This is a genomic window from Paraflavitalea sp., assembly GCF_059502485.1.
In genome coordinates this window covers 1,892,870-1,906,794 of the sequence record NZ_JCACET010000010.1, presented here as the reverse complement: position 1 = coordinate 1,906,794, position 13,925 = coordinate 1,892,870, and the positions used below count along the sequence as shown (strand labels likewise).

At 48.3% G+C, this 13,925-nt stretch carries 11 protein-coding genes; 9 read left to right on the top strand and 2 right to left on the bottom strand.

Annotated elements, in window-relative coordinates; all coding sequences use genetic code 11:
* Window positions 1-4: 4 nt before the first annotated feature.
* The 3 genes from AC5JBY_RS24770 to AC5JBY_RS24760 all read left to right on the top strand — a co-directional run bounded on the left by AC5JBY_RS24770 (window position 5) and on the right by AC5JBY_RS24760 (window position 4,502).
* On the top strand, window positions 5-1,438 hold the full coding sequence (locus AC5JBY_RS24770; RefSeq protein ID WP_495907356.1) for a polysaccharide lyase 6 family protein: 1,434 nt from the start codon (window positions 5-7) through the stop codon (window positions 1,436-1,438).
* A 109-nt stretch (window positions 1,439-1,547) separates the two neighbouring features.
* Window positions 1,548-1,892 carry a DUF488 domain-containing protein gene (locus AC5JBY_RS24765; RefSeq protein ID WP_495907355.1) on the top strand — a complete coding sequence of 115 codons (345 nt, stop codon included), beginning with the start codon at window positions 1,548-1,550 and terminating at the stop codon, window positions 1,890-1,892.
* Between the two features lie 159 nt (window positions 1,893-2,051).
* Complete coding sequence (locus AC5JBY_RS24760; RefSeq protein WP_495907354.1) at window positions 2,052-4,502, top strand: bifunctional YncE family protein/alkaline phosphatase family protein; 2,451 nt, start codon at window positions 2,052-2,054, stop codon at window positions 4,500-4,502.
* 1 nt (window position 4,503) lies between these two features.
* Here AC5JBY_RS24760 and AC5JBY_RS24755 read toward each other — a convergent pair whose 3' ends face one another.
* Complete coding sequence (locus AC5JBY_RS24755) at window positions 4,504-5,919, bottom strand: hypothetical protein (protein ID WP_495907353.1); 1,416 nt, start codon at window positions 5,917-5,919, stop codon at window positions 4,504-4,506.
* A gap of 121 nt (window positions 5,920-6,040) precedes the next feature.
* On the opposite strand from AC5JBY_RS24755, the gene AC5JBY_RS24750 reads away from it, so the two are divergent.
* The 3 genes from AC5JBY_RS24750 to AC5JBY_RS24740 all read left to right on the top strand — a co-directional run bounded on the left by AC5JBY_RS24750 (window position 6,041) and on the right by AC5JBY_RS24740 (window position 9,924).
* Window positions 6,041-7,462: an alpha/beta fold hydrolase gene (locus tag AC5JBY_RS24750; protein ID WP_495907352.1), complete on the top strand. Its 1,422-nt coding sequence runs from the start codon at window positions 6,041-6,043 to the stop codon at window positions 7,460-7,462.
* A 170-nt stretch (window positions 7,463-7,632) separates the two neighbouring features.
* The gene (locus AC5JBY_RS24745; protein WP_495907351.1) at window positions 7,633-8,820 is read left to right on the top strand and encodes a S8 family serine peptidase; all 1,188 of its coding nucleotides are present in this window, start codon (window positions 7,633-7,635) and stop codon (window positions 8,818-8,820) included.
* Between the two features lie 24 nt (window positions 8,821-8,844).
* Window positions 8,845-9,924 (top strand): DUF2652 domain-containing protein, encoded by a 1,080-nt coding sequence (locus tag AC5JBY_RS24740; protein WP_495907350.1) that lies wholly within the window; start codon window positions 8,845-8,847, stop codon window positions 9,922-9,924.
* A gap of 3 nt (window positions 9,925-9,927) precedes the next feature.
* On the opposite strand, the gene AC5JBY_RS24735 is transcribed toward AC5JBY_RS24740, so the two are convergent.
* Complete coding sequence (locus tag AC5JBY_RS24735) at window positions 9,928-10,848, bottom strand: alpha/beta hydrolase fold domain-containing protein (RefSeq protein ID WP_495907349.1); 921 nt, start codon at window positions 10,846-10,848, stop codon at window positions 9,928-9,930.
* 174 nt (window positions 10,849-11,022) lie between these two features.
* Between AC5JBY_RS24735 and AC5JBY_RS24730 the strand changes: the two genes are divergently transcribed.
* The 3 genes from AC5JBY_RS24730 to AC5JBY_RS24720 all read left to right on the top strand — a co-directional run bounded on the left by AC5JBY_RS24730 (window position 11,023) and on the right by AC5JBY_RS24720 (window position 13,665).
* Entirely contained in the window at window positions 11,023-11,415 is a 393-nt protein-coding gene (locus AC5JBY_RS24730; RefSeq protein WP_495907348.1) for an iron chaperone, read from the top strand.
* A gap of 141 nt (window positions 11,416-11,556) precedes the next feature.
* Window positions 11,557-12,684 (top strand): Gfo/Idh/MocA family protein, encoded by a 1,128-nt coding sequence (locus AC5JBY_RS24725; RefSeq protein ID WP_495907347.1) that lies wholly within the window; start codon window positions 11,557-11,559, stop codon window positions 12,682-12,684.
* A gap of 345 nt (window positions 12,685-13,029) precedes the next feature.
* Window positions 13,030-13,665, top strand: a complete 636-nt coding sequence (locus AC5JBY_RS24720) for a TetR/AcrR family transcriptional regulator (RefSeq protein ID WP_495907346.1) — start codon at window positions 13,030-13,032, stop codon at window positions 13,663-13,665.
* Window positions 13,666-13,925 lie beyond the last annotated feature (260 nt).

Here is a 13,925-nt window from a genome sequence, read left to right as displayed (position 1 = left end):
GACCATGAAACAAGCAACATTGTTCTTAAGCATACCAGCAATCTTACTACACTACTGGCGCAATCATGCGGCATGGGCAAGCGCGGTTGCGTGCTTGTGCCTGATGCAAAGCGCTTCCGCCAAAGATATTCTCGTTAAAACATTACCCGCCCTGCAAGCTGCTATCAATAGCGCTGTGCCCGGCGATGTGATCACCGTAGCCAATGGCGTATACACTACGACTGAGCCCATCAAAATTAAGAACAGCGGAACACCCTTTCAGCCGATCACCATCACTGCACAAAAAACAGGCGGCGTGGAGATCAAAGGAGTGGCAGGATTTAGCATAGAAGGCCCATCAGCTTACATCGTTATACAAGGATTCTTCTTTACCCATGCTTCAGACAAAGCTATCATGCAGCCTGGCTCACGCTTTTGCCGGTGGACACGCAACATATTCCAGACAAACGGCGAAGGCAACTACCTCTCCATCATGGGCAGCGATCATCAGGTAGATTACAACACCTTCCAACATAAGAACGCATTGGGAAAATTCATCGGCGTAAGAGGCGAGGGCAACCAGATAGCAGAACGCCTTTGGATACACCACAACTACTTTTTCGACTTCCTGCCGCAAACAGGCAACGGAGCGGAAGCCTTTCAGTTTGGCCTTAGTGGATACAGCCTCTCCTCCAGCCACAGTCTGGTTGAATACAATGTATTTGAAAAATGCGCTGGAGAAAACGAACTCATATCGGTGAAAGCCTCCTTTGTAACCATACGCTACAACACCATCCGCGATTGCAAAGCCCAATTCACCCTGCGGCATGGCAACCACTGCGAAGTCTATGGCAACTACTTCACCCGCACACCGGGACTGCGCATCTTCGGTGATGACCACATCGTACACAGCAACTACTTTGAAAACTGTAAGCCTGCTATCAACATTGGAAATGGAGGCGCAGAAGTGGCCGACGGAGCAGACCTGCGCTCACACGATCGCCCCGACAGGGTGTTGATCGTATTCAATACACTGGTCAACAATGAAGAGAACATCACCCGCACAGAACGACCCAATGGAATCGGTTCTACATACATCACCATTGCTTACAACATCATACAAGGTGGAGGAGAAGCAGTAAGCATCAAAGGTCCTTATTACAATCCTGTCTGGAAAGGCAACATCCTCTTCAATACCAAAAGCGCTGGTCAGCTCCCGGATACAGCTTACACACAAGCCGATCCTTTATTAGTTAAAAACGCAGACGGCGTTTATCACCTGCAAAAAGGAAGTCCTGCCATTGGCGCAGCCAAAAGCGATTACCGTGGTATTACCCTCGATATGGATGGACAGCTGCGCAAAGCTCCGCTCGATGCCGGCGCCGATCAATTCAGCACCTCACCCGTAAAAGTAGTGATGCTTCTGTCCAATGAAGTCGGCCACGAAGCCCGGCCCTAATTGCCCGGCCCTTCAGGGCCGGGGTAAAGTAGGCCCCTCTTTGGGCTTTAGCCCAATTATTTCTCAATACCTTTGAACTGTAGTAAGCTTATTGAATAAAACGATCAATATGAAACTGCAGCTTAAAAGAGCATTCGAAAAGCCTTCAAAGGAAGACGGCCTGCGCATCCTGGTCGACAGGCTGTGGCCACGCGGCCTTACCAAAGACAAAGCTGCTATAGATGTATGGCTGAAAGAAATTGCGCCCAGTACGGAACTACGCAAATGGTTTGACCACGATCCTGCAAAGTGGACTGAATTTAAAAAGCGCTACAAAGCCGAACTGAAGAATAACAAAGAACAGGTAGCCATCCTCAAAGCCCATGTAAAAAGCGGGCCCGTCACCCTCATCTACGCCGCCAAAGACGAAACCCACAACGACGCTGTGGTGCTCAAGGAACTGTTGACTCAATAAACTTCACCTGAAAGAGCAATAGTCAATTCTAAAGACAATCTAAAGCTGCTAATCACTACGCGCACATACTGATGTTAAGCAATTGTAAACCCCTACATTTACAAACCCATCAACCTAATTTAGCGCCGCTAAAACCTACGCCTCCAAAATTATCATACCATGAAGCTAATTGCACAATTGGTCATTTGCACCCTGCTGACAATCACTGCTGCTGCACAGAAAAACGATAACCTCGAAGAACAGCTCAACAGCAAAAGAGTACGCCTGCCCAACGGCTGGCACCTCTCACCGGCAGGAACGTCATTACCATTGGGCGATCTGCCACTGAACCTGGCACTGTCACGTTCACAGAAGTGGATGGCTGCTACCAACAATGGCCAAAGCGTACAGAGCATACAGCTCATCAACGTGAAGAAAGAACAGGTGGCCGACAATGTAGTGATTCCAAAATCATGGTATGGACTCAAATTCAGTGCCGACGAAAAATACCTGTATGCATCGGCTGGTAATGACAACCGTATCCTGAAATATGCTCTCATCAATGAGAAGCTCATACTGCAGGACAGCATCGTGCTTGGCAAACCCTGGCCGGCATTGATCTCTCCGGCAGGTATTGAAATAGACGATGCAGCACAGATGATGTATGTGGTCACCAAAGAGAACAATAGCCTTTATATCATCAACCTCACCAGCAAAGCCATTGTGAAGCAGATCGAACTGGGCAGCGAAGCATACTCCTGCCTGCTCTCGCCCGATAAAAAAGAGTTGTACATCTCCGTATGGGGTGGCGATAAAGTAGCAGTGCTGGATACAAAAGAACAAAAGATCACGGCCACTATACCCGTAGGTGATAATCCAAACGAGTTGTTGCTTACCCGCAAAGGAACCCATTTATATGTTGCCAATGCCAACGACAACAGCGTATCTGTTATCGATATCAAACAACGCAAAGTGCTGGAAGTATTGAACGCTGCGATGTATCCCGCCGCACCGGCAGGTACAACGTCTAACGGATTAGCATTATCGGCCAATGAAAAAACATTGTATGTAGCCAATGCCGACAACAATTGCCTCGCCGTGTTCGATGTAGCCAAACCCGGTTTTACGAAATCAAAAGGATTTATACCGGCAGGATGGTACCCTACCAATATAAAAGTGATTGGCAAGAAACTATTCGTGGCCAATGGTAAAGGTTTCTCCTCATTTGCCAACCCCAACGGTCCCAGTCCTATTCAGCCAAGAGGCTCGGTCATCAGGCACGAGGGCTCGGCACCCAAAGAAGTGGAATACATAGGTGGGTTGATGAAGGGCACCCTGTCCATTATCAAAGAGCCCAGTGATGCAGAACTGGAGATCTATTCAAAAGCAGTGTATAAGAATACGCCCTATTCAAAAGACGGTGAGCTGTCGACACAGGGCGAACAGGGAAATCCCATTCCCATGAAAGTGGGAGAGGCTTCGCCCATCAAACACGTGTTCTACATCATCAAGGAAAACAGGACATATGATCAGGTGTTGAGCGATGTAGCCGGTGGTAACGGTGATACCAGCCTTCTGTTGTTTGGCAGGTACGTGACGCCCAACCAGCACAAACTGGTAGAAGAGTTTGTAGTGCTGGATAACTTTTATGCTGACGGCGAAGTAAGTGCCGACGGGCACAACTGGAGCACATCGGCCCATGCTACCGATTTTCTCGAAAAGAACTGGCCCACCAGCTACGGAGGCCGCGGTGGCACCTATCCCGGCGAAGGCAAGCGTGGGGTAGCCAATCCTAAGAAAGGATTTATCTGGGATTATTGCCAGCGCGCAGGTGTTACCTTCCGTACCTATGGCGAATTTGCTGATGACGGCAAAGCCAACATCCCTGTACTCGAAGGACACTTTTGCCCCTACTACACCGATTACAACTTAGCTGTAAGAGATACGACACGTTTTTACCAGTGGCGCCGCGAGTTCGATTCACTGGTAGCAGCCAACGCAGTACCCCAGTTCAACAGCATGCGCTTTGGCAACGACCACACCGAAGGGTTGAGAACAGGAAGACCTTCCCCATTTGCCCATGTGGCCGATAATGACCTCGCAGTAGGCTTGTTTGTCGAATATCTTTCCAAAAGTCCGATATGGAAAGAGTCAGTAGTGTTCATCGTTGAAGACGATGCGCAAAATGGACCTGATCACGTAGATGCACACCGCACTACCGCCTATGTGGCTGGCCCCTTTGTAAAAAGGAAGTTTGTCGACCACACGATGTATTCTACTTCCTCCATGCTGCGCACGATGGAACTGATACTGGGTCTGCCGCCCATGAGCCAGTACGATGCGGCGGCCACACCGATGTGGCGCAGCTTCACCGCTACACCCGATTATACGGCATTTCAATCCGTGCCGGCCAACGTGAACCTCAATGACAAGAACACGGCCAATAACGCTACGGCACAACTCAGCAATACCCTCGACTTCACAAAAGAAGACAGGATACCCGATTTGCTTTTTAGCCAGGTCATCTGGAAAGCCGTAAAAGGAGAACACAGCGTGATGCCAGCTCCCCGCCGCAGCTCATTTGTAAAAACAGTAAAAGAAGAAGAGGACGAAGACGAGGACGATAAATAATTTATTGGTCTGAGACCTTACTGGAATCTGCATGTATATTCACGGCAGCAGGGGTAAAGTCATATACTGTATTACTATCCCTGAACCAGGTATCCTTCACAGCACCTATACCATAAAAGCGATATTGCAACCCAACAATGTCCGTAGGTTCATTGGGAAAATTAAGTGAGTAGGCCTGCGTGCCATTCACAAAAAACGTCATTTGCTTATTACGGCTTTCTACACGCAGCGTGGTCCACTGGCTCAGGTCGGCGCCAAAGCCCGACAGATCAGTATCCTTGCTGGTACCGCCTCCACCACAGGCATACAACATCAGGTCGCCGGTGCAGGCTTTGGTCGACAGGGGGATGATCATGATATCATCCTTGCATTGGATCAATACCTGAACATGTTGACAAGCGTTTGTACCGCCGGAAAATTCATTCTTCAGCTTCGTTTCAAACGTGAAATTGTCATTGCGTAAAGAACCCAGATCACGCTGGTTGAACAATCTTACCTTGGGCGGCTTCGGATGTAGTGACAAGCTATAAGCCCGCAGCGTGGCAGAATCGATTTCTATCCGGTCACGCTTGATATACTCATCTTTCCTGAAATAAAGGGGTGTCGGTTCGTTTTCCACCAGGCCAAGCCAGCCATCGGAAGTGATCTGCACATCATGACGTTTTACCACCTCGCCGTCAACGATCAGCTTGGTGCGAAAGAAGCCGGGATAATAATAGATCGCTGAATGATCATGCTTGTTTTTCGGCACCAGTTTTTTACGCGATAGGTCCCAGGTTTGAACGATATAAACAGAATCGGTGGTAGCCGCAGAAGCGTCGTAGTGAAAGATGACGGTGTTAGGTACACCTTCGGAAATGATCTTGTTGGTAGAGAAGCTAAACTTTGCCGGATCAGGCTTCCTGGGCTTGGTATTTCGGTTGGCTGCAATGAAAACGATGGCCGCCAGTAGCACCAGTGCACCAGTCAGCATAATGACAACCCGCTTACGCTTGGACGAAGATCGTCTACCAGATTCGGTAGATGCACTTTCCTGTTGAGTTAAGTCCCGCTGAGGCGGAAAAGCCCCCTCCCCGTCATGGGAAGCAACTGCTGCCATAGCTTCCTCGACAGTTTGCGCTATAATAATAACCGGCGGAGGCCGGAACTGCTGCTGGTAAGCCCGCCAGTCGGAATACCCCAGGTACTGCGCCAGCGTGTGTAAAGTGGTAAGAGAAGGAGTATGTTGGGAGGAGACTTTGCCCCACACCCGCTTCAGCGTAGACACGCTGAGCTGCACATTGGTCTTGCCGGCGATGAGATCAGCCAGCTTTTCGAAATCATAATTGGACCATTTAGCGCTGCTGCCCCAGTTCAATTGCGCTTCAATGGCATCCAGGCAAGCTTTGATATGTACTTGCTCATCATTTGTTGTCATTTGACAATGAGCTGTTTAAATCGTGAATAAAAATGAACCAACTTGAACAACCTTTGCATCCCTGTATTCATGACGCTACATTCATATTTGGGTCAAATAACACAAACCGGAAAATAGCACCATGAAAAAAACAATGCACCTGACGCGCTTCCTCTCCCTGTCTATCCTTGCTTTATTGGTATCGGTTGTACAAGGCCAACAACGAAAAATAGATGTTGGTAACCGTAGCCTCTGGCAAATATATGACAGGGACTTGCAATTCACTACCAAAGATACCATGGGCTTTGCGCCACACGATAGCATCGGATTGTGGGTCCTGAAAAATGAAATAATAAGTCTGGGTACCGTAGAATTTGATGTGAAAGGAGTAAACGATATGAACAACAACTTTGTAGGATTGGCCTTCAACATGCAGGAAGATCCACATGTCTTTGAAACCATTTATTTCAGGCCCTTCAACTTTTACAACCCTGATACGGTGCGGAGACCCCGTTCAGTACAATACATGTCCCTGCCAGATAATGATTGGTTCAAATTGAGGACTGAGCATCCGGGAAAATATGAGAACAGGATCATTAATGCCCCGGACCCCGACAGTTGGTTTCATGTGAAGATCACCATCAACCACCCGGAAATAAAAGTATATGTCAACAACAATCCCCAGCCTTCGCTGGTGGTGAACAGCCTGTCTAAATATACCTCCGGAAGAATAGGATTCTGGATACAGGGTAAGTCACATGGCAGCTTCGCCAACCTGGTCATCACGCCGGCCACGGCAGCTAAGAAAGTAAGCTATGGCAACAATCCCGCCGCTGGAAAATACATGAACGCAGGCGACGCCAAACTCTACTATGAAACCTACGGCAGTGGCAAACCCATTTTGCTATTGCATGGCGGCGTATATGGCTACATCGATGAGTTTGCAGCATTTATCGATCAGCTGTCACAAACCAACCAGGTGATCTGCCTTGCTACCCGCGGGCATGGAAGATCGGAGATTGGCAATACACCTTTCACCTGGGATCAGCGCGCAGCCGATGCATACAAGCTGATCCGTACCATTACAAAAGACAGCGTCATGGTATTGGGCTTCAGCGATGGAGCAGCTGCCGGGTTCAAACTGGCGGCCAATCATCCGGAAGCAGTCTCGAAACTGGTGGCTATCGGATTTGGTGACACGCCCAAAGGAAGCCGCAAAGAGAAATTTAAGTATAGCCCTGAATTATTAATGAGCCAGGCGAGATCTCTATTTGAAGGTCGAAAAACATTGATGCCCCAGCCGGAACGCTGGGCTCAATGCCTTACCTGGCTCAACGGACTCTACAATAATGACTTTCTGAGCAAAGAAACCTTTGCAAAGATCAAATGCCCCACGTTGATCATGAGCGGCGACAAAGATGATTACCACAACGTAGACGGTATAGTAGCCACCGCAAAAATGATCCCCGGCAGCCGGCTGTCCATCATCCCCGGCTGTTCCCACGTAGTCTTCTTCTGCAACTGGCCCGCCGTCTGGGAAAGCATCAAACCGTTTTTTAGTTAGCATCCCTTGGCTTCCTCGTTGCCTGTTTGCCTCAATGCCTCGTTGCCTTCTTAACCTGTTGCCTTTATTCCTCACAATCCACCAGATCCAACAAATCCTGGTTCCGACATTAACAAACCTTTAGACCTCCGCGGCCCCTTATTTGTCCGTCTTCTACGTACCTGATAAATATGAAAACCTGTAAATCCATATCACTACTGGCTATTGTTGCAAGCATAGCCATCCTGCCCGGTTGCAAAAAAGACGACAGTCCTTCTTCCACCTCCAGTCAGCAGGAGCCCGAATGCGAACCAGTACGGTTTACTACCGCTGCCCTCAGTGATACCTACATCGTGATCATGAATAATGAAGCGCCAGCGGGTCGTCTCATGCAATCAGCCGATCAGGCAAGAGCAGTAACCACCAGCCTGTTTCAACGACACAAGATCGCAACAACACAACTCGACCAGGCATTTAACGCCATACATATAGGATGTATCGCCCGACTTACACCGGCACAGGCAGCAGCCTTGAAAGAAGACAGCGAAGTACAATTGGTAGAGCACGACCGGGTAATCACCTTGTCAGAAGGATGCTTTACCGTAGTGGCGCCATCCACTGCACAATGGGGTGTACGCCGTGTTGGAGTAGGCGATGGAACAGGCAAGAGAGTATGGATTATCGATACGGGCGTAGATCCCGATCATCCGGACCTCAATGTAGACCAAACCCTCAGCAGGTCATTCATCACCAGTGAGACTACTATTGAAGACAATAACGGACATGGTACCCACGTGGCGGGCATCATCGGTGCATTGAACAATACACGCGGCGTATTAGGTGTGGCTTCCGGTGTAAGCATCATTGCATTGAAAGCGCTCGATGGCGAAGGCAACGGCAACTCCAGCAGTATCATGCGCGCACTTAACTACATTGGCCAGAATGCACAGGCCGGTGAGGTAGTGAACATCAGCCTCGGTACCGATACGATATCAGCAGCATTGGACAATGCTGTACGCACATTGGCAGACAGAGGTATCTTGTTTGCCATCGCTGCAGGCAATGATGCGGTAAAAGCAAACCTTAGTTCTCCGGCGCGGGTTAACGCACCCAACGTATTTACTGTGTCTGCAATCGATAGCCTTGGTCGGCTGGCGCGCTTTTCCAACTTCGGCAATGATGTGGTAGACTTCGCAGCACCGGGAGTAGACATCGTATCCACCTTCAGCCAGGGAAGATATGCCCGGTTGAGTGGCACCTCTATGGCAGCACCACATGTAGCGGGCATCCTCGTGCTCAATGGCGCCAGGATCGTTACCAAAGGCGCTGCACTAAACGATCCCGATGGCGTACCTGACCCTATCGCAGCCGCGTATTAAATTGTCCTATCTTTAAAACAAAAAATGCAGCACAAGGGCCTGCTATTTATTCCTGATATCAGCGGCTTTACCCGGTTTGTCAACGAAATAGAATTAGAGCACAGCCGGCACATCATCCAGCAGTTGCTGGAGCTGCTCATCAATGCCAATGAGGTAGGGCTGGAAGTATCAGAAATAGAAGGCGATGCCATCCTCTTTTATAAATTCGGAGAACCGTTGGAGCTGGAAGCCATTTACAAGCAGGTAGAACGAATGTTCTGTTCCTTTCACCAACACATCAATGCTTACAACGCCCGCCGCATTTGTCAGTGTAAAGCCTGCATCTCGGCAGTAAACCTCAGCCTGAAAGTGATCACCCACTATGGAGAGTTTGCCACGTACAACGTAAAGAACTTCAGCAAGCTCATTGGTAAAGATGTGATCGTGGCCCACCAGCTGTTGAAGAACGATATCGAACAACATGAATACTGGTTGGTCACGCAGGGCCTCCTACCCAGTCAGCAACCGGCAGAACTCACCGGCTGGATGGAATGGAACAGCAGCAAAAAACAAACAGAGACGGGCGAGATACCATTTCACTATACCCAGCTAAGCCACCTGAAAGAAACATTACCATCCGATCCATTGCCATCCCTCGAGTTGGAACAAAAAGAAAGATGGTTGACGGTATACAGAGATTATGATGTAGACCTCAAACTGCTATGCTTTACCGTATTGCATTTTGAATTTCGTCACCAGTGGCAGGTAGGCGTAAAGGCGGTCAATGAAGTACAACACTACCTGCCGGGTATTGGCAGCACCCACCGTCACCAGTTTGACAATGGCGGGTCTACGCTCATGTACACCAGCAGCTTTGTATACAACCCTGAGGAGAGGATCATCTTCAGCGAAACAGATGAACAGAAAAAGAACTCCACCTACTATACGATGGAGATTGTAAACGGAAAGCCCCGGCTTATCCTCGATTACTACGGCAAAAAAGGTACGTTCAATAAACTCCTGTATACACTCACACAGAAAAAGAAAATGCAGCGGGAACTACAGCAATCGCTGGAGAATCTCGATAAACTGGTGAAGACAATGGTCCTGCCACTGGAGTTTTGATCACTACTTCAAATATTTTCCCAGAAAGCCAATTATACGTTCCCGTATATCTGCAGCATCAAACATCACCCCGAAGTGAGGCGCGCCAGGTACTACGATCAGCTCACTGTACACGCCTGACAATTTCAGCCAGGAGTGCAACACTTTCGATTGCGATTGGGGCACGCCATCATCCTTTTCACCCTGTATGATAATGAAAGGAGGGTCTTGTTTGTCAACATACGTTATAGGACTTGCCCGTTTGGCGAGGTCGGGCCGGTCAACCACCAGGGCGCCCAGCAATAAAGACAAAGCATCACGGCCATTACTCAGCGAAGTATCGGCAGGTGGATTGATGCCCAGCGCGATGAGATCAGAAGGACCATAAAAATCAACGACGCAACGGATAGAAAAAGAAGGTTTCCGGCCATCGGTATAAAAGTCTTTGATTGAATTGTTGTGCGAAAGGCCCATCAGCGAAGCAAGATGCCCGCCGGCAGAAAAGCCGATTAGGCCGATCTTTCGCTTATCAAGTTTATAGTCGGCAGCGTGCTGGTACAAATACTCCAGGGCAAGATTACAATCCTGCACCTGTGCCGGAAAAACAGCCTGTGAGCTGAACCGGTAGTCGATAGAAGCCAGCGCATAGCCATTATTGATAATAGCCCGGATGGTGGAGTTCATATAACTCATGTCGGCATACTTGTCATTGACCATCCAGCCGCCGCCATGTACCCACACCAGCAACGGCGTATTGGCCGTGGCATTGGCTGGCAAATAAATATCCAGCAGGTGCTTCTTCTCCGTATCACCCGCATAAGGAATGTTTTGATGCATGACCGTTCCCTTGGGGAAAATAGCTTTGATCAGCGAGTCTCGCTGTGCATGCGCAGCAGAGAAGGAGCACCAGGCAAACAAAAGCAATAAGGATAAGCGTATTGGCATAGAGAAGATGTTTATCCAAACTTACAACATATTCAGCGCCGTAAGGTCGCAAATAGCCCCCTATTTGTCCTGATACCACCCCTTCATTATACAGTCCCAACGGTATTTTTGAAAAACTGATCATTCATCTATTCATCGCTAAAAGCTAACAGCCGATAGCCAACACCTAACAACATGGCAAAGACAGATTTCAAGACCATCGACGAATACCACCAGAACTTCTCAGGCGAAACCCTCGAAAGAATGGAAACCATCAGAAGCATCGTTAAAAAGGCAGCGCCTGATGCCGAAGAGATTATCAGCTACCAGATACCCTCCTTTAAGTACCATGGTTACCTGGTTTACTATTCAGCCTACAAGTCGCATATATCCCTTTCGTCGCCCTGGAGCCCAGCCCTGCTAAAAGAATTCAAAACCGAACTGGCGAAATACAATGTCAGCAAGTCGGCCATCCAATTCCCCAACGATGAGCCGCTGCCCACTACACTCATTAAAAAAATAGTGCAGTTCAGGATGAAAGAAAACAAAGAGAATGAGGTTGTCAAAAAGAAGAAAGCGAAAGCCTGATGGTAGAGTTGTCGAAGTAAACGCATTGCCGATTGCTGACTGCCGATTGCCGGTCTTGCCTTCTCAACTTTTCAACCCTGTCAACTTATCAACAGAAAGACCTAAATTGTGTCATAACTAACGCACACAAAAAGCCTTGCTATGACAACACGCCGATCCTTTCTGCACAAGCTGACAGCCGCTGCCGTTACATTGCCTTTACTCTCATTTGAAGAATGCAATAATGCCGATACCAACACCAGTACGGGTGAAACAAAACCGTACGATGGTCCGGTATTGCGGGTAGCTATCATGGGTCTTGGTGGATATGGTACCCGCGTGGCAGATGCTATGCAGGCTTGCCAGAAAGCAAAACTGGTAGGCGTTATCAGTGGCACGCCTTCCAAGGTCAAAGCCTGGCAAACGAAATACAATATACCCGAGAAGAACTGCTACAACTACGAGAACTTCGACAACATTAAGAACAATCCCGATATCGATGCCGTATACGTCATCACACCCAACTCACTCCACCATGGCCAGGTGATCCGCGTAGCAAAAGCTGGCAAACATGTTATCTGCGAAAAGCCGATGGCCCTGAATGCCAAAGAAGGGCAGGAGATGATCGACGCCTGTAAAAAAGCCAATGTAAAATTATTAGTAGGCTACCGCATGCACTTCGAGCCAAAAACACTCGAAGTGGTCCGCATGCGCAAAGACGGAGAGTTGGGAAAAATACTGTTCTTCCAGGGACTGTCCGGCTTCAGGATCGGCGACCCTACACAGTGGCGGTTGAATAAACAACTGGCCGGAGGCGGCGCGATGATGGACATAGGCATCTATTCCATCAATGGAGCACGCTACATGGTAGGAGAGGAACCGGTATGGGTCACAGCACAGGAGACAAAGACCGACACTACAAAATTCAAAGAAGGAGTAGATGAGACGATACAATTCCAGATGGGCTTTCCCTCCGGTGCAGTAGCTTCCTGCTTATCTACTTATAGCATGAACGGCCTCGATAAATTCTACCTCAACGGCACGAACGGATTTGCAGAATTGCAACCATCTACCGGCTATGGACCCATTAAAGGCCGCACCAATAAAGGCGAACTTACACAGCCCCACAATACCCATCAAACCGTGCAGATGGAAGAAATGGCAGGCATTATACTCGAAGGAAAACAACCCATTGTGCCGGTAGATGGCGAAGAAGGACTGCGTGATCTTAAGATCATCGACGCTATCTACGCAGCAGTAAAGTCTGGAAAAAAGGTAGAGATTAAATAGACATACTACCGTTAGTTTTATAACACTATTACATCATTCACCACCTGCATACAGTGTCAGCACCTGTCTGTTGACACTTGCTGACAATCATTCTTTTATCAGCATTCGTGCAACGGACTTGTATAATTTACTGTCAGCACAAGCCGCGAGCGGCGCATTCAGCCCGTTAGATTGCCGCAATCGCCCCTCCGATCCTAATTCTGTACAATCTATTTTTGTTTTCGAACCTTGTGGCCGGTTGGTATGTTAGAATAGCCCCGGCGCTATGTTTACTGGCTACAAGTTGGCGATCTATAAAAAAATTCTTTGGAAAAAAGGTTGGCGGTAATTCAAACGTTGTTACTTTTGCTAACACTGTTAGGAAAAATAACGATGGGAATATCAGAAAGACGGTTACGGCAAAAAGAGGAGGTACGCTCCAACATACTCGCCACGGCATGGCAGATCGTAAAGGAAGAAGGGTGGCAAGCACTCTCCATCCGCAAGATCGCCGACGCCATAGAGTACAGCGTACCAGTGGTATATGACCATTTTGTGAACAAGGAATGCATTCTGTTGGAGTTTGCCAAAGAAGGCTTTTGTCTGTTGGCAAAAAAGATGCAACAGGCCAAGAGCAAGCATACTGATCCCGCCCAACAGTTAAAAGCCATGGCAGATGCCTACTGGAATTTCGCCTTTAAGAACAAGGAGTATTACCAGGTGATGTTCAACCTCGGCATACCCTGCAATGAGGTCGACGATTGCAACTGCCAGCCCGAAAAGATCAGCTTCAGGAGCCTCGTGGCGGATCCTATATCCGTCATCCTGGAAAAGAACAACAAGCAAACAGAAGACAGTGTGTGTTTGAAGACCCACACCTTCTGGTCGGTTATTCACGGGCTGATCTCGATTAAAATGATGAGAACTTCCGATGTGTCGGAAGTACTTAATAAAATGGTAATGGATGATGCAATAGAAGGGTTTATTAAAAACCTGGCATAGTGTGAAAAAAAGAAGCTAATTTATTTAGTGGTAAATGACTAATTTAATTAGCTTTGCTACCACTGTGGACACTCCGTAAATGATGGCGCAACTTCATTCACTGGGATAAGCAGTAACGAAAGGGAAAGATAAAGCCATGAACAAACAGATCCACCTGCCCAGCTCACAGGCAGAAGAACGGAAAAAATAACTTCCGGGATTTGTCCGAATTCGTCCCATCCGTTCGTAGTAGAAACGATAGGTATTGATTATCCTGCCCG